Raw genomic sequence first — 20,351 nt, forward strand, 5'->3', positions numbered from 1 at the left:
ACTTAGACCTTCATCAATTCAGCTTCTTTTGCAGCCAGACGTTTTTCAACTTCAGCAACGAATTTGTCTGTGATTTTTTGAATGTCATCACCTGCACGACGCTCATCATCTTCAGAAATTTCTTTTTCTTTCAACAATGCTTTGATATCACCCAAAACATCACGACGGATGTTACGGATCGCAACTTTTGCATTTTCAGCTTCGTTACGTGCAACTTTCTGCATGTCTTTACGTGTTTCTTCTGTTAATGCAGCCATAGGAACACGGATGGCATCAGCAGTAATCGGGTTTAAGCCCAAGTCAGATTCACGAATTGCTTTATCAATTGCAGCAACCATTGAACGTTCAAAAGGCTGAACAAGTAGAGTACGAGAGTCTTCTACACCCACGTTCGCTACTTGGTTTAATGGCACATCAGAGCCATAGTAAGGAACCATAACACCATTTAAAATTGATGGGTGCGCGCGGCCTGTACGAACTTTGGCAAAACCATGCTCTAGAGAATCTAGAGATTTGTTCATACGGTCTTCTGCGTCTTTTTTAAGATCGTTAATCATGTGATCTTCCTTACTTAATTCGAAAAGATGTAAATTCTAAAATAGCTTGTAGTATAAAGAGCTTTAGGGCCCACGTACATTAGTTCGTAACGTGAGTACCCTCTTTTTCACCCATTACCACTGAAAGTAATGAACCTGATTTGTTCATATCAAATACTTGAAGTGGAACGTTGTGGTCACGGCACAAGCAAATCGCTGTTAAATCCATCACACCCAGTTTTTCATCTAAAACTTGGTCAAATGTTAATGCATCGTATTTCACTGCATCTTCATACTTGCTTGGATCTTTGTTGTATACGCCATCAACCTTAGTCGCTTTAAGAATAAGATTGGCTTCAATCTCAATACCGCGTAAGCATGCTGCTGTATCTGTCGTAAAGAATGGGTTACCCGTACCTGCAACAAATACACAAACTTCGCCACGAGTTAAATGACGAATTGCATCACGGCTAGAATATGATTCAACTACAGCACCAATGGGTAAAGCTGACATTAGACGAGTTTTGATATTACGACGTACCAAAGCATCACGAAGTGCCAAACCGTTCATTACAGTGGCCAACATACCCATTTGATCACCTGTTACACGGCCAACCAAACCATCTTTTTGTAATTGGCTACCACGGTAAAGGTTACCACCGCCGACAACGATACCCACTTGAACACCTAAACCAACAAGGTGCGCAATTGCGAGTGACATTTGATCGAGCACTTGTGCATCGATACCCATCTCTTTATTGCCCGCTAAAGCTTCACCTGAAAGCTTAAGCAGGATGCGACCAAAACGTGGTTTTTTAGAATCAAGCATCATCAACTCCGAATTATTTAATTTCAATTATTTTTAATGAATCGTTTAAGCAGACTTAACCGAGATCAGTTTTGCAAATAAGTCATATTCATCTGCATCTGTGATTTCTACTTCAAGTAAATCACCTGCTTTAATCACTGACTTATCGATATCCTCAACAAAAACATTACCATCAATTTCAGGTGCATCTGCATAAGAACGCGCAACAGCAACTGGGAACTCTTCTTCAAGATCATCCACAAGTACTGTCATTTTCTGACCAATACGGCTTTGCAATTTTGCAGCAGAGATTTCTTGCTGAACTTGCATGAAACGTTCATAACGCTCTTGTTTGATTTCTTCAGGCACATGATCTGGCAAATCATTTGCAGTCGCACCTTCAACTGGTGAGTAAGTAAAACAACCCACACGATCAAGCTGCGCTTCTTTTAACCAATCAAGCAACATTTGGAAGTCTTCTTCAGTTTCACCCGGGAAGCCCACAACAAATGTAGAACGAATCACAAGATCAGGACATTTCTCACGCCAAACTTTTAAACGCTCCAGTGTATTTTCACTGTGCGCAGGACGCTTCATGAGTTTTAGAATCTTAGGACTTGCGTGTTGGAATGGAATATCCAAATACGGCAAAATTTTGCCTTGTGCCATTAAGTCAATCACAGCGTCTACATGTGGATATGGATATACATAGTGCAGACGCACCCAGATACCCAATTGACCCAATGCTTCACACATGTCATAGAATTTGGTTTTAACGGGCTGACCGTTCCAGAAGTCCAATTTGTATTTAGTGTCTACGCCATAAGCCGATGTATCTTGAGAAATCACTAAGACTTCTTTTACGCCTGCTTTTTTCAGTGCTTGAGCTTCAGTCAACACTGAACCTACTGGACGAGAAACCAAATCACCACGCATGCTTGGGATGATACAGAATGTGCAACGATGGTTACAACCTTCTGAAATTTTCAAATAAGCATAATGTTTTGGTGTTAATCGAATACCTTGTTCAGGTACTAGATCAATAAACGGATTGTGTTTTGGTGGCTCAGGCACGTATTCGTGCACAGCTTCCATCACTTCTTGATATGCCGCAGCACCTGTCACTTTTAAGACATTTGGGTGCATTTTGCGAATTTTGTCTTCGTCTTTACCTAAACAACCAGTCACAATTACGCGACCGTTTGAACTCATCGCTTCGCCAATGGCATCTAGCGACTCTTGTACTGCAGATTCAATAAAACCACAGGTATTTACAACTACTAAATCTGCACCATCATAATCTGATGCTACATCATAACCTTCAGTCTTTAACTGAGTTAAAATTCGTTCGGAATCTACCAATGCCTTAGGACAACCTAAAGAAACAAAACCGACTTTGGGGGATTTCATGAATCTGCGCTCCACTATAATCCGCGTATTGTATGTCTTTTCAAAACATAAAAACAGGTGAAAAGTCCACTCTTTATATCACGCACCAAAATAATGCTATAAATTCATCCATATAATTTCATTTGCACCATTTTAATGCATTTTAGATTTACAGCCTGTTTTTAATCGGCTATACACTTTATTTAAAGTCTTAAATAAGCGCATTTATTCAAATAAGCATCAAAACTTAGCGTATTTCTCAAATAGTTGGCTTATATCTTGCATAACTTGCATCAATTCGAACCTTATTAGATTGAACGATTTGCTTTATGAAGATGCCATTGCGCCATTTTAAGACAGGAACCTCTCGCTAATGGATCAGACTATGACGATTGATTACCGGCTTTTAGTGGATAATTTAACCACTGCCATTTTATTGGTCGATAGCAACCTGAATATTTTTTATTTAAATTCATCTTGTGAAGCGCTTTTTGACATCAGCTTACTTCGTGCATCAGGTCAGCCTGTATTAAATTTACTCCATATGCCCGATGATGAATTCAATACGCATGATGCATTAATGAATACATTAACTTCCGGTCAACACTATACGCGCCGAGAAGCAACGATTAATGTCAACTTTAAAGACATTCATGTCGATTACACCGTGTCACAGCTCAACTCTGGCAAACCCTACCACCCTTTGCTATTGATTGAGCTGAATCAAATCGACCGGATGTTGAAAATTTCTAAAGAAGAAAACCTAATTCAACAACATCAAGTCGCAAGACAACTGATTCGTGGCGTTGCCCATGAAATTAAAAATCCACTTGGTGGTATCCGTGGGGCGACACAACTTTTAGCGCGTAGTTTAAATGATCCGAAGTACAGCGAATTCACCGACATTATTATTAGTGAAGTGGACCGATTACGTAATCTTGCTGACACTATGCTTGGTTCAAGACAATTACCAAGTTACGAACCAGTCAATGTCCATGAACCCCTTGAACGTGTTCGTTCACTGATCGTCAACCAAACTAAAAAGAAAATTAAAATCACCCGTGATTACGACCTTTCTTTACCAGATGTACTGGCAGATCGTGATCAATTAATTCAGGTCATGCTGAATATCAGTGTTAATGCTGTTCAGGCGATGACTGAAAATAAAGAGTTCTTTGTTGAGCATCAACCAGAACTGACCTTGCGCACACGTATTCAACGCTTAGTCACCATCAACGGTGTATTAAAACGTTCTGCGGTACGCATTGACATCGAGGACAATGGACCGGGTGTCCCACAAGAAATATTAGAATCCGTATTTTACCCTTTAGTGACAGGACGAGCGAAAGGCACAGGTCTCGGCCTTAGCATTGCACAAAATATTATGCATCAACATAACGGAATGATTGAATGCCAATCAGTTCCTGGAAAAACAGTATTTAGCCTATATTTACCTTGGGAGTCAGATCATGTCGCGTAATAAGATTTGGGTCATCGATGATGATCGCGCCATGCGTTGGGTGCTGGAAAAAACATTCAAAGAAGAAGGTTTTGATGTTACCAGTTTTGAAGAAGCACAATCCGCTTTAGATCAGTTAAGTGTCGATGCGCCAGATGTTATTTTGACGGACATTCGTATGCCAGGTATTGATGGACTGACCTTTTTAGGTAAAGTCAAAGGCAACTACCCAGACTTACCTGTGATCATCATGACCGCACATTCAGATCTAGAATCTGCTGTGTCGAGCTATCAAACGGGTGCATTTGAATATCTACCAAAACCTTTTGATATTGATGAAGCCTTAGCGCTTGTAAACCGTGCAATTTTGCATATTGCCAAATTACAACAACAAGAATCTGCTAAAACTGTTCAACCGATTCAATCTACAGAGATTATTGGTGAATCTCCTGCTATGCAGGAAGTCTTCCGTGCCATTGGTCGTCTTTCTCAATCACACATTACCGTATTAATTAATGGTGAATCAGGCACGGGGAAAGAATTGGTTGCGCATGCATTGCATAAGCATTCACCACGTGGCAACAAACCTTTTATTGCCCTCAATATGGCGGCAATTCCAAAAGATTTGATCGAAACTGAATTATTTGGTCATGAAAAAGGCGCGTTCACCGGTGCCAACACACAGCGTCAAGGTCGTTTCGAACAAGCCAATGGCGGAACACTTTTCCTAGATGAAATCGGCGACATGCCATTTGAAACCCAAACACGTTTACTGCGTGTTTTAGCGGATGGCGAATTCTACCGTGTCGGTGGTCACATCCCAGTCAAGGTGGATGTCCGTATCGTTGCAGCGACACACCAAGACTTAGAAAAATTAGTACATGAAGGTCGCTTCCGTGAAGACTTGTACCACCGTCTAAACGTGATTCGTATTCATATTCCAAAACTTGCACATCGTAGTGAAGATATTCCGATGCTTGCACAGCACTTCCTTGCAAGTGCAGGTAAAGAACTTGGGGTAAGTCCGAAGATTCTGCGTCCTGAAACGCAAGAATACATGCAAAAACTGCCGTGGCAAGGTAATGTGCGTCAGCTCGAAAATACCTGTCGCTGGCTAACAGTCATGATCACAGGCCGTGAAGTTTATCCAGAAGATTTACCTTCTGAATTAAAACAGATTCCAATTCAAGGCACAGATGGCAATCCTGCTACTCAAGGGATTGATCGTATCGGGGTGCATCATTGGGATGAATTACTTGGTCAATGGGCTGTGCAAAAACTTAAAAATGGTGAGATGAAAATTCTCGACATTGCCACACCAATGTTTGAACGCACCCTCATCAATGCTGCACTACAGCAAACACGTGGGCGTAAGCGCCATGCAGCAGAACTTTTAGGTTGGGGTCGTAATACCTTAACCCGTAAACTTAAAGAACTCGGTATGGACAGTGCCGAAGATGATGTCGAAGAAGAATTAGAAAGTTAATTTTCTGATTTTCATTAAAAAAGCCAGTCACTTAACTGGCTTTTTTATTTTGAGATTTTTTAGCAATATTTTATGCCGTAAAGCCGACATAACGTGAATAACCTTCCACCCCTAAATCAGACTTATATATCAGAAACTCAGGGAAACTTGAGGCGGTAATTTCAGTAAACATATGATATTGATCATCATTGGCATGCAAGTCATCGACTGTATGCTGCATAGTTTGCTCAAATTCATCGGTAATAAACTCAAAACCAATATCCATTGCAATAAACAGCACATGCTCACATGGCTGTACATACTGCTCTTCTGACCAATCAATCACTTGCTGCTGACAATGTGGACACTGAATGTTATCTGAAGGAGAAATATCAAGTTCGATCAATTGATAAGACATAGAAGTAAATTTATTCATGAATATTAGATTTATTCTAACAAAACTTAGTTTCAGCTAAAGATATTTATTCAATAAAAAAGGAGCCGTAGCTCCTTTAAATATGACTGATTTCGATTATTTCTTGAGGGATGATTTATAGGCAGATAATGCAGCCACCGCGATAGCCGACAAAGCAATACCCGGCGCACTTGCAATTAAAATACCTGTCGTTCCTAGACCTAGCGCCAAAATCTTGCCTGTAAGTAATGGACCTGTCATTGCACCCAAACGTCCCCATGAAATTGCACTTCCCACACCTGTCACTTTCCCAGCTGGTGTATAGAAAATTGGAGAGATCCCATACAAAATCGATTGACCACCTGTAGAGAAAATTCCGCCCATGATGCCTGCAGCAATGAGTACAGGAATGGAATTTGTTGTAAACAGCACAAACAATGCTACAAACAAACCTGAATAGATAATCACTGCCATTTGCCATAATTTTAGGCGATCCAGCAAGTAGCCTAAACCCAGCGTACCAATCACTGCGCCCACTTGGAACATCAACATGATCATAAAAGCTTGTTGCTTTTCCAACCCTTGTTCCATAAGCAAGTTAGGCAACCAACTGATCAGAATATAGTTCACCATTAAGGTAAAGAAGAAACTCAGCCAGAGCGGCAATGTATATTTATAACGCTGTTCAGCAAAAAGGATTTGCCCCATCGGTGGAACCGTTTCCTTGGTTTCTGCCTGAACTTTTTCTGTACGCTTATCTTTTAAGATAATCGCCATGAATGGAATCAAGATTAAAGGCGTTAAACCACCAATTAAAAATAGTGTATGCCATGAGATATCTTTAAAGACAATACCCAAGCCAGCAACAAAGATTGCACCTACGGGTAAGCCACAGTACATCAAACTATTTAAGCGCCCACGGTTAGCATCCGTCGCTTCATCACCCACCACCGAGATCATCGTTGGCATCGCAGCACCCAAACCTAAACCTGTAAAGAATCGTGCGATATATAAAATTTCAATGCTTGGTGCAACTGCCGTGATAGACATAAATACACCGAAGATAAAAATCGACAACATCAGGACTTTCTTCTGTCCCAAATAGTCAGCGACACGCCCCCCAAAGAACGCGCCAAATAACATACCAAACACACCTAAGCTAAACACATAGCCCATTTGTACCTGATCTAAGGAAAATGTCGCTGCGATTCCCTTTGCTGCGATACCGGGTGCTTGTAGGTCAAAACCTTCAAAAAATGCCACCCAGAAACACAAAAATACCGTTAGAAATTTTTGCATTTTTCCCGATTGTTGATTTGCCATAATCGAACTCCATTCATGTAGCGTAAACCCACTTGTACGCCATGCCCTGAAGTTTCGGCTTTATTGGGTAGAATAAATACCACTACAAAGGTCGGAATTCACACGACCAAAAGCCCACCATTAAGACTTAAAACTTTGTATATCAATAGTTTTAGATCTTATTTTTTGTATTTATATTTTACTATCAATCACTTAGGTTTATGGAAGATTTTAATAATCAAACCATAGCTAAAACTAATGATGATCAAAATATTCATTTAATCCGATCAAATACCAACAGCCAATAATTTTTAAGCAATAAAAAACCCGCATCTAGCGGGTTTTTCTTTCAGCTGAAAAATTATGCAGATTTTTTCGCTTGGTTATTCTTACGAATCGTAATCATCACCAATTGAACAGCCGCAGGTGTAACACCCGGAATACGGCTTGCTTGTGCCAATGTTTCAGGCAATACATTTTTCAGCTTCATGGTGATTTCACGTGAAAGACCAGAAACTACATCGTAATCAAAATCAGCAGGAATACGTGTATCTTCCAAACGTTTCATTTGCGCAACGTCTTCTTGCTGACGGTTAATATAACCCGCATATTTCACAGCAATTTCAATTTGCTCACCCACAAATGCTGAAACTTCTGAACCCGTCAATTCAGCAATTTGCGCAAAGTTGATATTTGGACGTTTGAGCAAATCGATCGCATTGGTTTCTTTAGACAGGTCATCACCCGTCATTTCAACGAATTTTTTGCCTAGTGGATTGTTTGGCGCGGCCCAAAGGTGTTGTAAACGACCTTTTTCAGTTTCAATTGCTTCCATTTTTTGGCAGAACGAATCCCAACGCGCATCATCCACAAGACCCATTTCACGGCCAATGGCAGTTAGACGCTGATCGGCATTGTCTTCACGCAACATCAAACGGTATTCCGCACGTGAAGTGAACATACGGTACGGTTCTTTTGTACCGAGAGTAATCAAGTCATCAACCAATACACCCATGTACGCTTCATCACGTTTCGGTGTCCATTGCTCTTGATCCCATGCACGACGTGCTGCGTTCAAGCCTGCAAGCAAACCTTGCGCACCCGCTTCTTCATACCCCGTTGTACCGTTAATTTGACCAGCAAAATACAGGTTATTAATCGATTTGGTTTCTAAAGAGAATTTCAATGATTGTGGGTTGAAATAGTCGTACTCAATTGCATAACCCGGACGCAAAATGTGCGCATTTTCCATACCACGAATCGAGCGCACCAATTCAAACTGAACATCGAATGGTAAAGAAGTTGAAATACCGTTTGGATAAAGCTCATGTGTGTCCAAACCTTCAGGTTCCAAGAACACTTGATGCGAATCTTTATCGGCAAATTTATGAATTTTATCTTCAATCGATGGGCAGTAACGGGGACCCACACCTTCAATCACACCAGTATACATTGGTGAACGGTCTAAGCCGCCACGAATGATATCGTGAGTTTTTTCATTGGTATGCGTGATGTAACAGTTGATTTGTTCAGGGTGCATCGATGCATCACCCATGAACGACATAGTCGGAGATGGGAAATCACCCGGCTGTGGCGTCATCACAGAGAAATCAACTGATCGTGCATCGATACGTGGTGGTGTACCAGTTTTTAAGCGACCTACAGGTAAGTTCAATTCACGAAGGCGCGCAGCCAATGAAATTGAAGGAGGATCGCCCGCACGACCGCCTGAAGCATTATTTAAACCTACGTGGATCACACCACCCAAGAATGTACCTGTAGTTAATACAACAGTTTTCGCATCAAAGCGAATACCCATTTGGGTGACTACACCTTTAACGGTATCGCCTTCAACAATAAGGTCATCAGCGGCTTGTTGGAAAATATCCAAATTCGCCTGGTTTTCTAAAGTATGACGAATCGCAGCTTTAAAACGTACACGGTCAGCTTGGGCACGAGTCGCTCGTACTGCTGCACCTTTACGTGAGTTTAAAATACGGAATTGAATACCACCTTTATCGGCAGCCAATGCCATTGCACCGCCTAAAGCATCAATTTCACGTACTAAATGTGATTTTCCAATACCACCGATGGCTGGATTACAGCTCATCTGCCCTAAAGTCTCAATATTATGAGTTAAGAGTAAAGTCTGTCGACCCATACGTGCCGCAGCAAGAGCTGCCTCAGTACCCGCGTGACCGCCGCCGATAACAATGACATCGTAAACTTTAGGATAATGCATAGTGGTAAAGGAGATTAAAAAAGGATGACGGAAGATTATAGCAAAACTTCACCGATAAGTTGACTGATTAACTCGATTTTATTGTTATTGACTACTGTTTTATGCCTATATATTTCTTTATGAACATACATACTTTGCATATTCCATATAAAAATATACATTTCTCAAGCAAATGTTACTCGAAGATTGTTGTTTTATTCTGATGATTTTTTATTCTGTTATAGATCCCATGAGAATCATAAGGACTATAAGCATGAATAAGAATATTTTGCTATCCACGGTTTTATGCGGTTTATGTTTATCAACACTTGCTGCCTCAGCCAATGATAAAGTTGAGAAAGTGTATGATGCACAGCGATATCAACAAGTCTGTAAAGGTAAAAGCCAAGGCGCTCAAGTATCATTTGCCTATCGCGGTATTATCTGGAATGGTACCTGCGAACCACAATTTTTTAGCTCTTCCAAAAATGCAAATCTGCATGGCGAAGAAGCAGAATTATTAAGCACATGTAGTGCAGATGCAAAAGCCACTACTGCAACGATTAATGGACAAGAAATTAAAGGAAAATGTGCTTTAGGGTTCACTCCCCCTCGTCCTAAATAAACAGTTGTCAATGAAAATATCGACCAATTAACAGATCAAAAATAAAGCGGGTAAAACATCAGTTTTTACTCGCTTTTATTTATTGCTTATTTATTAAACTGAGATAAACTCAAAAAATACTATAAGGATAAAAATATCAGGAAATTCCATGGATTCGGGATTATTTGCATTTTTTCTGCCCATAGCTTTAGCCATCATGATGATGGGTTTGGGGCTTGAACTATCAGTCAAAGACTTTTTACGCGTTGGACGCTATCCAAAAGTTATTTTCATCGCTTTATTTACTCAGCTTATTCTACTGACCAGTATTGCGTTTTTCCTGTGTAAGTTGCTTGAGTTACCCCCATTACTTGCGGTGGGGCTCATGTTGCTTGCGGCTTCACCCGGTGGCCCCACAGCAAACCTATTCAGCTACCTATATAAAGGTGACGTTGCATTAAACATTAGCTTAACGGCCATTAACTCAGTTGTTTCGTGCTTTACACTGCCGTTTATTGTCAACCTATCCATTTTGCATTTTGTTGGTGAAAGTACCAGTATTGGCATGCCTATTGATAAGATCACACATGTATTTCTGATTATTTTGATACCGGTATGTTTCGGTATGTTTATTCGCAACTCCTTTCCGACCATTGCATATCACATCAACAAACCGATGCGAATGTTATCTATTTTCTTATTAATTCTTATCTTTACACTCGCAGTTTTGCGTGAACAATCCAACATTATTACGTATTTTGCCAGCGTCGGCATTGCAACCTGTTTACTCTGTTTCAGTGGCTTATTTTTGGGTTACCTAATTCCATTCCTCGCGGGCGTGCCGGAAAAACAGGCACGTGCGTGTACTTTTGAAATTGGCATTCATAACACTAGTATCGCCCTAACCATCGCACTGAGTGTGCTTGAAAACACCACAGTGGCGATACCTGCCGGTGTTTATTCTATTTTTATGTATTTATTGGCGACCTTATTTGGTTTTATTTTGACGCGCCGTGGCAGTCACCTGATTCAACAAGTGAAAACCTAAACTATTTTTTCTAACGCAATCACCATAAGGACTTTGGTGAAAAACCATTAAATATGCTCAAGGAGAATAAATAATATGGATTCTGAAATTATTACAGTTCTTTTGCCATTAGCACTGGCCTTTATTATGATCGGGCTTGGGCTAGAACTTACCCCCAAAGATTTCGCACGTGTCACCAAGCACCCTAAAGCCGTGTTGATTGCATTATTTTGCCAGCTCGTGTTGCTTGTCGGCATTGCCTTTTTATTATGTAAACTGCTGGCTTTACCACCACTGCTTGCAGTCGGCTTGATGCTACTTGCAGCCTCACCCGGTGGTAGTACAGCGAACTTATTTAGTTATCTATTTAAAGGTGACTTGGCTTTAAATATTACCCTGACAGCCATCAACTCTGTCATTGCAGCATTAACCCTTCCATTGATCGTGAATTTTTCGATCATGCACTTCATGCAAGAAGGGCAACAAATCAGTCTGCAGTTTGGAAAAATCCTCCAAGTTTTCGGCATCATTATCATCCCTGTCGGTATAGGCATGCTGCTTCGTCACTATGCACCTAAACTGACTGAGAAACTGCATAAACCACTCCGTATCTTTGCTGTGGTCTTTCTCATCTTAATTATTATCGGTGCTATTTACTCTGAACGACAAAATATTGCGGCTTATCTAACTCAAGTTGGCTTAGCAACGGTTCTATTCTGCATCTTCAGCTTATGTATCGGTTATTTTGTTCCGCGACTTTTCGGCATCAATAGTGCTCAGGCACGTGCATGTGCATTTGAAATCGGGATTCATAACAGCACGTTGGCCATGACCATCGCCTTAACAGTGATGGCCAGCTCTGCAGTTGCAATGCCTGCGGCAGTATATTCAATCTTTATGTACATCTTTGCCGCTGTATTTGGCTTCCTAATTACACGTTTTGCACCAATCTCGACAACGACAACCGAAACAATTAAAAGTTAAGGCACTGAAAAGTTAAAAGGATGCCACGTGCATCCTTTTATTTTTTGTCAATTTTGATAATCGCTAGCTGCAAGTTGCCGAGTTCCGTTACAATAGCTTTTTATAAAACTCATTTAGGTTATGTCCGTGAAGTGGTTACAAATTCATATTACTGTTGAAAAAGCTCAAGTTGATTACACTGAAACGCTGCTCAGTTCTTTAGGTGCAGTCAGTGTCACGCTAGATGATGCAGAAAATCAGGATTTACTTGAACCACTTCCAGGTGAAACACCACTTTGGAATAAAGTGATCGTAACTGGTATATATGCACAAGAAGATAATGAAGAAATTGATGTTGCAGCATTAGAAACATTTATTAAAGCTCTACTTCCTGAAGCACCAATGCGTAGCGAATTCATTGAAGACCAAGAATGGGAACGCACATGGATGGATGCTTATGAGCCTATTCAAATTGGTGAGAAATATTGGATTGTCCCAGAATGGATGGAAGCGCCAGAAGCAGATGCCGTTAACATCAAACTAGACCCAGGTCTTGCTTTTGGTACTGGTAACCATGCATCTACATTCCTATGCCTACAATGGTTAGGTAAAGTTGATCTTAAGGATAAAATCGTCATCGACTACGGTTGTGGTTCTGGTATTTTAGGTGTTGCAGCTTTACTTTTGGGTGCCAAAAAAGTTTATGCCACTGATATTGACCCACAAGCGGTTTTAGCAACACAACAAAATGCCGAATTGAATGGTGTATTGGAAAATCTGTATGTAGGCCTACCTGAAGAGTTCAACCAAGAGCTCGCTGGACAAAAAGCCGATGTGTTTGTTGCCAATATTCTTGCAGGCCCTCTAATGGCCTTGGCTGCAGAATTCTCAACTTTAATTAAATCTGAGGGAGAGTTCGCACTTGCAGGTGTAATTGAAGAGCAAGTTTCTGATGTTTCTAGTGTTTATTCTGATTTTTTTGATATATTAGACGTAGAAAAACGTGACGAAACATGGTGCCGAATTTCGGGTAAACGCCAACAGTATTAAAATTTAAAATGTGTACTTATGAGCGACAAATTAACTAACTGCCCAACTTGTTTTACAACATATAAAGTAACTGTTCCGCAGCTTACTGTCGCTCAGGGCATGGTTTGTTGCCCAAAGTGCTCTACATCTTTTAATTCACTGTCTCATTTGGTGGTAGATAAAGCGTTGTCTTTTTCTACCCCTGAGCAAGAAAATGCACCTCAAAAAAACTCCAATACTATTATTAATGTCAGCGAATTTAATAATACGCTTACACCAGTGACTGTTGAAGAAACACCAACCCACCATTTATTAAAACTATTTGATCAAAAAGTCGAAAACTCTAATATCGATCTAAAAACTTATTTAAATAACTTAAATTATTTCAGCACCGAACCGATCGGCAACCTTCCTGCTGTAAATTGGGCAGAACAGGCTGAAAAGGATAAAAAACGTACCCCACTGAACTATTTTATGTGGTTCTGTATTAATGCCTTCTTATTTGGTGCACTTATATTCCAGTTTTTCTGGTTCAATCCTCAATATTTAAAAAACAGCCCAGTAATGGGTGCTGCATTCACAGCAGTGTGTGATGTCTTTAATTGTTCACGTCTCGAAGAACACTACAGTTTAATTAGTACCAAAAAAGTCAAAATTCGTAGCATTGGAAATAATGAAACACGTTTTACTGGTGAAATGATCAATTTTCATGACCGTAGCCTTGCCTTACCCAATATGAAAATTTCACTAAAAGAAAATGGTACTGAAATAGCAAACTATACGCTTTTACCTGAAGAGTATTTGGACGAAAGTCTGCATGGCATCCAACGGATCCCAAAAAGTAGTCCTTTTAAATTCCAATTTAGCCTACCAATTGCACGCAAAAGCTTCGATAATTATTCAATTGAGTTGATTCGCCCCTAATATTGAAAAAAACTATTAAAAAAGTAAAAAAAACATAAAAAAAATGCAGTTTTCTTGCTCACTTTTTCCTAGACAATGGTATGATACGCGCCACGAAAGCTTTGTGCTGCAAACTCCTCGCTAATTTTTCACAACAAATACAATCCCAACCGTGCGCTTTAATATTTATTGCGTATTGAGTAGATTTTTTGTTTGTTTTTTAGGCTGTAACAATTATTAATCTATTGTTACGCTTATTTTTCGAACAATTTTGCGAGTTGTGTCAAGCTACAAGTAATGTACAAGTTTTAGAACTCCGCATTAGGAACTAAAACGGAGTTCATTCAAGTTTATAGACCACTTTTAACAAATCACTTTACCCAAGTGATATTTGATTTTTCGGATTAATTCGCATGAATAGCAAATCTCCTATTTTTACTGCACAATCTGATGTCGCTCTTCGTATTCACGTAGATCGCGCAGTTCGCCATTACTTTGCACAATTGCAAGGCGAGCAACCATCTCAGGTATACGATATGGTGCTGGCGGAAATGGAGAAGCCTCTTCTATCTGTAGTTCTTGAATATACACGTGGTAATCAAACCCGTGCTGCTGAGATTCTCGGCTTAAACCGTGGTACTTTACGTAAAAAGTTGAAAGCTCACGGTTTAATGAGTGAATAAATGATAAAATGCTTGCGGCTTCCGCAGGCATTTTTTTTAACCTGCATTTTGCTAATTTTGTTTTAATCTGTTCCTTGAAAACTGTGACGAAGATCATGACTATTAAACGCGCTTTAATCTCTGTGTCTGACAAGACTGGAATTGTTGAATTTGCACAAGAACTTGCTGCTCTAGGGGTAGAAATTTTATCTACTGGCGGAACATACAAATTGTTGAAAGACAATAATGTTGCCGTAGTTGAAGTTTCAGAGCACACAGGTTTCCCAGAGATGATGGACGGCCGTGTAAAAACGCTACATCCGAAAATTCATGGTGGTATCTTAGCTCGTCGCGGTCTAGACGAAGCTGTGATGGCTGAACACAACATCGATGCAATCGATCTTGTAGTTGTTAACCTTTATCCGTTTGCTGCAACTGTTGCAAAACCAAACTGTTCACTTGCTGATGCGATTGAAAACATCGATATCGGTGGTCCGACTATGGTTCGTGCTGCTGCGAAAAACCATGCATCTGTAGGTATCGTAGTAAATGCATCTGACTATGGAACTGTTGTTGAAGAGTTAAAAGCTGAAGGCGCATTATCACATGCAACCCGTTTTGACCTTGCAGTTAAAGCATTTGAACATACTGCACAGTATGACGGCATGATTGCATCTTACTTAGGCGCTCGCGTAGGTAAGGAAGAAGGTCAAGCAGATAAATTTGCGCGTACTTTCAATACTCAATTGAACAAAGTTCAAGACTTACGTTACGGTGAAAACCCGCATCAATCTGCTGCTTTCTATGTAGAAGACACAGCAACTGAAGCATCTGTTTCTACTGCGAAACAACTTCAAGGTAAAGAATTATCTTATAACAACATCGCAGACACTGACGCAGCACTTGAATGTGTAAAATCATTTGCTAAGCCTGCATGTGTCATCGTAAAACACGCAAACCCATGTGGCGTAGCAGTATCTTTAGACGGCATCCAAGCGGCTTATGACCTTGCTTATGCAACTGACCCTGAATCTGCATTCGGCGGCATCATTGCATTTAACCGCGAATTAGATGTTGCAACTGCGCAAGCCATTGTTGACCGTCAATTTGTTGAAGTGATCATTGCTCCAAGCGTTGCTGAAGGCGTGCTTGAAGTGACTGGCGCGAAGAAAAACGTACGTGTACTCGTATGCGGCGAGCTTCCTGCAATTACTGAACGTAAAGCTCAGTTAGATTACAAACGTGTGAATGGCGGTTTGTTGGTTCAAGACCAAGACTTAGGCATGATCACGAAAGATGACCTTAAAGTTGTGACTAAACGTGCGCCAACTGAAGCAGAAATTGATGACTTGATCTTTGCTTGGAAAGTTGCGAAATACGTTAAGTCTAACGCGATTGTTTATGCAAAAGGTCGTCAAACCATTGGTGTTGGCGCAGGTCAAATGAGCCGCGTTAACTCTGCTCGTATTGCAGCAATTAAAGCTGAACATGCTGGTTTAGTGGTTGAAGGTGCGGTAATGGCATCTGATGCATTCTTTCCATTCCGTGATGGCATTGATAACGCTGCAAAAGCGGGCATCAAATGCATTATCCAACCGGGTGGTTCTATGCGTGATGAAGAAACAATTGCTGCAGCTGATGAAGCTGGTATTGCAATGGTCTTCACTGGCATGCGTCATTTCCGTCACTAAGTTGGCAACGTGATCATGACAATTAAGCACAGTTTTTTGCTTAATACACTAGATTTATAATCTTGCATAAAGTCCTCTCCTGCTTTCAGGTTGAGGACTTTATGTCATTTTCGATTCATGGAGTATGAACCGATGAATATTTTAGTTTTGGGTAATGGCGGTCGTGAACATGCATTAGCATGGAAAATCGCACAAGATGATAAAGTCACAAAAGTATTTGTAGCACCAGGTAATGCGGGTTCTGCAACTGAAAATAAATGCGAAAATGTTGCACTAAATATTTTAGACAATGCTGCGATTATCGACTTTGCTAAAAACAATGCCGTTGATTTAATCGTGGTTGGTCCTGAAGCACCGCTTGTAAATGGCGTTGTGGATGCTTGCCGTGAAGCAGGTGTAAAAATTTGGGGTCCAACTCAATTTGCTGCACAGCTTGAAGGCTCTAAAGCATTTGCAAAGCACTTCTTAAAACGCCACAACATTCCAACTGCTTTCTATGATGTATTTACAGAAGTAGATGCAGCGAAAGCATTTGTTGAAAAAAATGGTGCGCCAATTGTAATCAAGGCTGATGGTCTTGCTGCAGGTAAAGGCGTAATCGTTGCCATGACCAATCAAGAAGCATTTGATGCGATTGATGACATGCTTGCAGGCAACAAATTTGGTGATGCTGGCTCACGCGTTGTCATCGAAGAATTTCTTGCAGGTGAAGAAGCTTCTTTCATTTGTATGATTGATGGCGACAACATTTTGCCAATGGCAACGTCTCAAGATCACAAGCGTATCTTTGAAGGCGACCAAGGCCCAAACACTGGCGGTATGGGTGCTTACTCTCCTGCTCCTGTTGTGACTGCTGACGTATTTGAAAAAACCATGAATGAAGTGATGCGTCCTACCGTTGAAGGTATGAAAAAAGACGGTCATGTTTATACAGGTTTCTTATACGCAGGTTTAATGATTGATGAACAAGGTCAGCCTAAAGTGATCGAGTTCAACTGTCGTTTTGGCGACCCTGAAACTCAACCCATTATGATGCGTTTAAAATCATCTTTAGTTGACCTAGTTGAAGCAGGTATTGCGGGTAACTTACCTGCGGAAGCTGAATGGGATGAGCGCAAGACTGTAGGTATCGTACTTGCGTCACGTGGCTACCCTGAAACGTCTAGCAATGGTGATGTGATTTCAGGTTTAGACACTGAAATGGCAGATGCGAAAATTTTCCATGCAGGCACTAAAGCACTTGAAAATGGTGATATTGTGACTGCAGGCGGTCGTGTTCTTTGCGTTACTGCTCTAGGCAACACCATTGGCGAAGCGCAAGCGAAAGCATTAGAGCTGTGCCAAAAAGTAACGTTTGACGGCGTTCAATACCGTAAAGATATTGGTTACCGCGCAATTGCACGTGAAAATGCCTAATCATTCATTTGATTAAGAAAAACCCCGCTAAATGCGGGTTTTTTTTAATTGTCACATTTCTATGCACTAGGTTTGTGTTGAGGGCTTCCTTTCCATTTAAAAGAATTTAAAACTTCTGTCAAAATTGACTGCAAGTGATTCATTGATTCTGGTGAAACATCTACTTCACCATAATGACCATCTGCCATAGTTGATCCATACTTAGAGCCATTTAAACAATTTAATATTAATGCACCTTGTTGAGCATTAATAAAACTATTCTCAACAGGCTTTAAATCCAAAGGCTTATTATATGCCCCCAATCCCCTTGATCTATCTTCGAGATGCTGGGCGGTATTCCTAACACCACGTAAATCAGGAAAATATTCTGACATTTTCAAATACGTAGTTTTCAGCTCCGTTGGAACATCTTTATTATTTGATAACACTTTAAGAAATTTATCAAAAGTATCCAAAGCATATAAAAATGCTCGTGCATATATAAATGCTAAATTATGATTAAACTCCCTAGGTATACGACCTTGACTCCATTTTTCTCTTTTAAAAATAATTTCCGTTTTTAAATTAATCTCTTCCATATAATCCCAATGATTCTTACCCTCTTGTAAAATCTCAACTTCAATCTCCTTCCTTATTTCACTTCTTCTATTATTTTCTCGAAGCCAATCATCTTTAGAAGTTGATTCTTGGTGAACCATTGAATGAAACAGATTTAAAGCTAAATTTGCCTCAAAAAATTGCGCTTCTAACGAACGAAGCTGACTTTCAATCGCCCAACTCCATTCACGATCTTCATAATCAAGCCAAGTCCCAAGTATAATTATTTCAAAAATATACATCACATCTACTCACGGTCTTTTTATAATAAGAATAAGGAAATTATAGTATTACATATATGATACAACTCCCAACCCCTCGCCTGATCCTACGCCAATGGCAAGACTCCGATACTGCTCCATTCATCCACATGTGTGCAGATGATGACGTCATGCGCTATTTCCCTAACAAACTTGATGCTTCCGAAGCCACTGCATTTATGCAACGCCTACACGATGCAATAGAAATACGCGGTTGGGGTTTATATGCTGTCGAGCTTAAAGCTACAGGAGAATTTATTGGCTTTATCGGCTTACACGCACATCCACCCGAGTTCGAAATAGCTGATGCCCCTGAAATTGGTTGACAACTACTGCCACAATATTGGCATCAAGGCTATGCTACCGAAGGAGCAAAAGCTGTACTCAAACATGCTTTTAGAAACTTAAGACTAGATAAAGTTATTTCCTTCACTGCAAGTTTGAACACACCATCAGAACGTGTCATGCAACGCATAGGTATGCATAAAGTACGCGAGTTTAATCATCCGCTTGTACCAGCAGAACACCCATTAAACCGTCATGTGCTGTATGAAATACAGCGTAGTGATTATTTGCACATCCCCTTTTGCTAATTCAATATTTATTCACGGCAAAACTAAAGTACATTAACTCTGCCAAACAGTGACTATAGGTGATGTTAAATTCTTTAATTTTAGTAACTACAGGATTTCGCATAAGAAAGCTAAATCATTCATTAAATCATATAAAAAACCCTGCTAAATGCAGGGTTAAGAAAAAATATCAAATTCGATCACTAGCGATTAAAACATCTTGAGGTGTAAGCTGAAGCAACTGCAAACTTGTCTAAGCATGCTTAATCAAAATGGAATACATAGTCGACAACATCAGTATATTGCACTTTTAAAATTGAATCTTGTGGAACAATAAAGCTTTCGCCAAAAGTATATTGAACAAACTCGACCTGCTCCCCAATTTGCACAACACACTGCCCCGATGTGATTTCAACACGTTCTTTCACATGCGCCTCAAACGTCATGGGTTGCTCTGATGGCAAAAATACACCGATGGTTTTTTGACTACCATCTTCCATTTTTAATACATGGTTCACAGATCTACCGCCATAATGAACCGTAGGCTTTTTTACAACTGAGACGAAATCAAACTGATTTGACATAGCGTGCCTCACATAGCAATTTATTATGATCAATTATTAATCAGTTTATATTAAACAATGTAGCGGATTCAATCTTCCTCAGATTTAGATCTAAAATTTTGAAAAACCATGAATCAGAGTTGAACTTCAAATATACCAATAAATATTTCAACTCAGCTTAGATTGAAACTCTCCGTTATTTTCACATATGAATGTTACCAATTTTGTGTATGACAGGACTTATTTCATTTTTATCATTTTTTCAGCAATACATTTTAAAATTTGTTATATAGACCTAAACATATACAAATGACGTACTTAAATAGTTTAATTATAAATAATATATTAGATCTCTTTCATAAATCAAAAAACGATCTTCTTTTTGGTTAATATTTGCACTCCGGATTTCTTAGCATTCGTGCATAATCTGCGGATGAAATACATCGATTCAAACAAGCTTTCTGATCCT

Annotated in this window: 18 protein-coding genes and 1 pseudogene; 11 read left to right on the plus strand and 8 right to left on the minus strand. The window is 40.0% G+C overall.

Annotation, left to right across the window (positions count from 1 at the left end):
* Positions 1 to 2 precede the first annotated feature (2 nt).
* The 3 genes from frr to rimO form a co-directional block, all read right to left on the minus strand.
* Positions 3 to 557 carry a ribosome recycling factor gene (frr, locus tag FTV03_RS09125; protein ID WP_078188724.1) on the minus strand — a complete coding sequence of 185 codons (555 nt, stop codon included), beginning with the start codon at positions 555 to 557 and terminating at the stop codon, positions 3 to 5.
* A 79-nt stretch (positions 558 to 636) separates the two neighbouring features.
* Positions 637 to 1,365, minus strand: a complete 729-nt coding sequence (gene pyrH / locus FTV03_RS09130) for a UMP kinase (RefSeq protein WP_078193535.1) — start codon at positions 1,363 to 1,365, stop codon at positions 637 to 639.
* A 45-nt stretch (positions 1,366 to 1,410) separates the two neighbouring features.
* On the minus strand, positions 1,411 to 2,754 hold the full coding sequence (gene rimO / locus FTV03_RS09135; RefSeq protein WP_180041115.1) for a 30S ribosomal protein S12 methylthiotransferase RimO: 1,344 nt from the start codon (positions 2,752 to 2,754) through the stop codon (positions 1,411 to 1,413).
* A 352-nt stretch (positions 2,755 to 3,106) separates the two neighbouring features.
* Between rimO and glnL the strand changes: the two genes are divergently transcribed.
* Positions 3,107 to 4,213, plus strand: coding sequence for a nitrogen regulation protein NR(II) (gene glnL / locus FTV03_RS09140; RefSeq protein WP_078188727.1), 1,107 nt, complete (start codon positions 3,107 to 3,109; stop codon positions 4,211 to 4,213).
* Positions 4,203 to 5,678, plus strand: a complete 1,476-nt coding sequence (gene glnG / locus FTV03_RS09145) for a nitrogen regulation protein NR(I) (RefSeq protein ID WP_078188728.1) — start codon at positions 4,203 to 4,205, stop codon at positions 5,676 to 5,678. Before glnL ends, glnG begins: the two co-directional genes overlap by 11 nt.
* Before the next feature lie 70 nt (positions 5,679 to 5,748).
* Here glnG and FTV03_RS09150 read toward each other — a convergent pair whose 3' ends face one another.
* From FTV03_RS09150 to mnmG, 3 genes are all read right to left on the minus strand, one after another.
* Positions 5,749 to 6,075, minus strand: coding sequence for a hypothetical protein (locus tag FTV03_RS09150; RefSeq protein ID WP_078193710.1), 327 nt, complete (start codon positions 6,073 to 6,075; stop codon positions 5,749 to 5,751).
* Between the two features lie 114 nt (positions 6,076 to 6,189).
* Complete coding sequence (gene mhpT, locus FTV03_RS09155) at positions 6,190 to 7,395, minus strand: 3-(3-hydroxy-phenyl)propionate transporter MhpT (RefSeq protein ID WP_180010134.1); 1,206 nt, start codon at positions 7,393 to 7,395, stop codon at positions 6,190 to 6,192.
* A 340-nt stretch (positions 7,396 to 7,735) separates the two neighbouring features.
* Complete coding sequence (mnmG, locus tag FTV03_RS09160; protein WP_180041117.1) at positions 7,736 to 9,616, minus strand: tRNA uridine-5-carboxymethylaminomethyl(34) synthesis enzyme MnmG; 1,881 nt, start codon at positions 9,614 to 9,616, stop codon at positions 7,736 to 7,738.
* Positions 9,617 to 9,869: 253 nt separating this feature from the next.
* On the opposite strand from mnmG, the gene FTV03_RS09165 reads away from it, so the two are divergent.
* The 8 genes from FTV03_RS09165 (at position 9,870) to purD (ending at position 17,890) form a co-directional block, all read left to right on the plus strand.
* Positions 9,870 to 10,220 carry a hypothetical protein gene (locus tag FTV03_RS09165; RefSeq protein WP_180041119.1) on the plus strand — a complete coding sequence of 117 codons (351 nt, stop codon included), beginning with the start codon at positions 9,870 to 9,872 and terminating at the stop codon, positions 10,218 to 10,220.
* 148 nt (positions 10,221 to 10,368) lie between these two features.
* Positions 10,369 to 11,247 (plus strand): bile acid:sodium symporter family protein, encoded by an 879-nt coding sequence (locus FTV03_RS09170; RefSeq protein WP_078188732.1) that lies wholly within the window; start codon positions 10,369 to 10,371, stop codon positions 11,245 to 11,247.
* A 75-nt stretch (positions 11,248 to 11,322) separates the two neighbouring features.
* A complete protein-coding gene (locus FTV03_RS09175; RefSeq protein WP_180041121.1) occupies positions 11,323 to 12,210 on the plus strand; it encodes a bile acid:sodium symporter family protein in 888 nt (295 codons plus the stop codon).
* A 126-nt stretch (positions 12,211 to 12,336) separates the two neighbouring features.
* A complete protein-coding gene (gene prmA / locus FTV03_RS09180) occupies positions 12,337 to 13,239 on the plus strand; it encodes a 50S ribosomal protein L11 methyltransferase (protein ID WP_180041123.1) in 903 nt (300 codons plus the stop codon).
* 18 nt (positions 13,240 to 13,257) lie between these two features.
* Positions 13,258 to 14,142, plus strand: a complete 885-nt coding sequence (locus FTV03_RS09185) for a DUF3426 domain-containing protein (RefSeq protein ID WP_180003876.1) — start codon at positions 13,258 to 13,260, stop codon at positions 14,140 to 14,142.
* 392 nt (positions 14,143 to 14,534) lie between these two features.
* Positions 14,535 to 14,804, plus strand: coding sequence for a DNA-binding transcriptional regulator Fis (fis, locus tag FTV03_RS09190; RefSeq protein WP_001086304.1), 270 nt, complete (start codon positions 14,535 to 14,537; stop codon positions 14,802 to 14,804).
* Positions 14,805 to 14,899: 95 nt separating this feature from the next.
* A complete protein-coding gene (gene purH, locus FTV03_RS09195; RefSeq protein WP_180041125.1) occupies positions 14,900 to 16,474 on the plus strand; it encodes a bifunctional phosphoribosylaminoimidazolecarboxamide formyltransferase/IMP cyclohydrolase in 1,575 nt (524 codons plus the stop codon).
* Positions 16,475 to 16,606: 132 nt separating this feature from the next.
* Positions 16,607 to 17,890: a phosphoribosylamine--glycine ligase gene (gene purD / locus FTV03_RS09200; RefSeq protein WP_180041127.1), complete on the plus strand. Its 1,284-nt coding sequence runs from the start codon at positions 16,607 to 16,609 to the stop codon at positions 17,888 to 17,890.
* Positions 17,891 to 17,949: 59 nt separating this feature from the next.
* On the opposite strand, the gene FTV03_RS09205 is transcribed toward purD, so the two are convergent.
* On the minus strand, positions 17,950 to 18,729 hold the full coding sequence (locus FTV03_RS09205) for a hypothetical protein (protein ID WP_180041129.1): 780 nt from the start codon (positions 18,727 to 18,729) through the stop codon (positions 17,950 to 17,952).
* A gap of 56 nt (positions 18,730 to 18,785) precedes the next feature.
* Between FTV03_RS09205 and FTV03_RS09210 the strand changes: the two are divergent.
* Positions 18,786 to 19,340, plus strand: a pseudogene (locus FTV03_RS09210) (GNAT family N-acetyltransferase).
* A 242-nt stretch (positions 19,341 to 19,582) separates the two neighbouring features.
* Here the strand turns inward: FTV03_RS09210 and FTV03_RS09215 are convergent.
* The gene (locus tag FTV03_RS09215) at positions 19,583 to 19,903 is read right to left on the minus strand and encodes a pyrimidine/purine nucleoside phosphorylase (protein ID WP_180041131.1); all 321 of its coding nucleotides are present in this window, start codon (positions 19,901 to 19,903) and stop codon (positions 19,583 to 19,585) included.
* Between the last annotated feature and the right edge of the window lie 448 nt (positions 19,904 to 20,351).

The sequence above is a fragment of the Acinetobacter sp. YH12218 genome (assembly GCF_013417925.1).
GTDB lineage: Bacteria > Pseudomonadota > Gammaproteobacteria > Pseudomonadales > Moraxellaceae > Acinetobacter > Acinetobacter amyesii.

Bases quoted from the DNA above. Each gene is read 5' to 3' on its own strand.
- pyrH (WP_078193535.1), bottom strand. From the start codon at position 1,365: ATGCTTGATTCTAAAAAACCACGTTTTGGTCGCATCCTGCTTAAGCTT.
- rimO (WP_180041115.1), bottom strand. From the start codon at position 2,754: ATGAAATCCCCCAAAGTCGGTTTTGTTTCTTTAGGTTGTCCTAAGGCA.
- FTV03_RS09205 (WP_180041129.1), bottom strand. From the start codon at position 18,729: ATGTATATTTTTGAAATAATTATACTTGGGACTTGGCTTGATTATGAA.
- purH (WP_180041125.1), top strand. From the start codon at position 14,900: ATGACTATTAAACGCGCTTTAATCTCTGTGTCTGACAAGACTGGAATT.
- glnL (WP_078188727.1), top strand. From the start codon at position 3,107: ATGGATCAGACTATGACGATTGATTACCGGCTTTTAGTGGATAATTTA.
- fis (WP_001086304.1), top strand. From the start codon at position 14,535: ATGAATAGCAAATCTCCTATTTTTACTGCACAATCTGATGTCGCTCTT.
- purD (WP_180041127.1), top strand. From the start codon at position 16,607: ATGAATATTTTAGTTTTGGGTAATGGCGGTCGTGAACATGCATTAGCA.
- FTV03_RS09170 (WP_078188732.1), top strand. From the start codon at position 10,369: ATGGATTCGGGATTATTTGCATTTTTTCTGCCCATAGCTTTAGCCATC.
- frr (WP_078188724.1), bottom strand. From the start codon at position 557: ATGATTAACGATCTTAAAAAAGACGCAGAAGACCGTATGAACAAATCT.
- FTV03_RS09185 (WP_180003876.1), top strand. From the start codon at position 13,258: ATGAGCGACAAATTAACTAACTGCCCAACTTGTTTTACAACATATAAA.
- FTV03_RS09175 (WP_180041121.1), top strand. From the start codon at position 11,323: ATGGATTCTGAAATTATTACAGTTCTTTTGCCATTAGCACTGGCCTTT.
- mhpT (WP_180010134.1), bottom strand. From the start codon at position 7,395: ATGGCAAATCAACAATCGGGAAAAATGCAAAAATTTCTAACGGTATTT.
- FTV03_RS09150 (WP_078193710.1), bottom strand. From the start codon at position 6,075: ATGTCTTATCAATTGATCGAACTTGATATTTCTCCTTCAGATAACATT.
- glnG (WP_078188728.1), top strand. From the start codon at position 4,203: ATGTCGCGTAATAAGATTTGGGTCATCGATGATGATCGCGCCATGCGT.
- FTV03_RS09215 (WP_180041131.1), bottom strand. From the start codon at position 19,903: ATGTCAAATCAGTTTGATTTCGTCTCAGTTGTAAAAAAGCCTACGGTT.
- FTV03_RS09165 (WP_180041119.1), top strand. From the start codon at position 9,870: ATGAATAAGAATATTTTGCTATCCACGGTTTTATGCGGTTTATGTTTA.
- mnmG (WP_180041117.1), bottom strand. From the start codon at position 9,616: ATGCATTATCCTAAAGTTTACGATGTCATTGTTATCGGCGGCGGTCAC.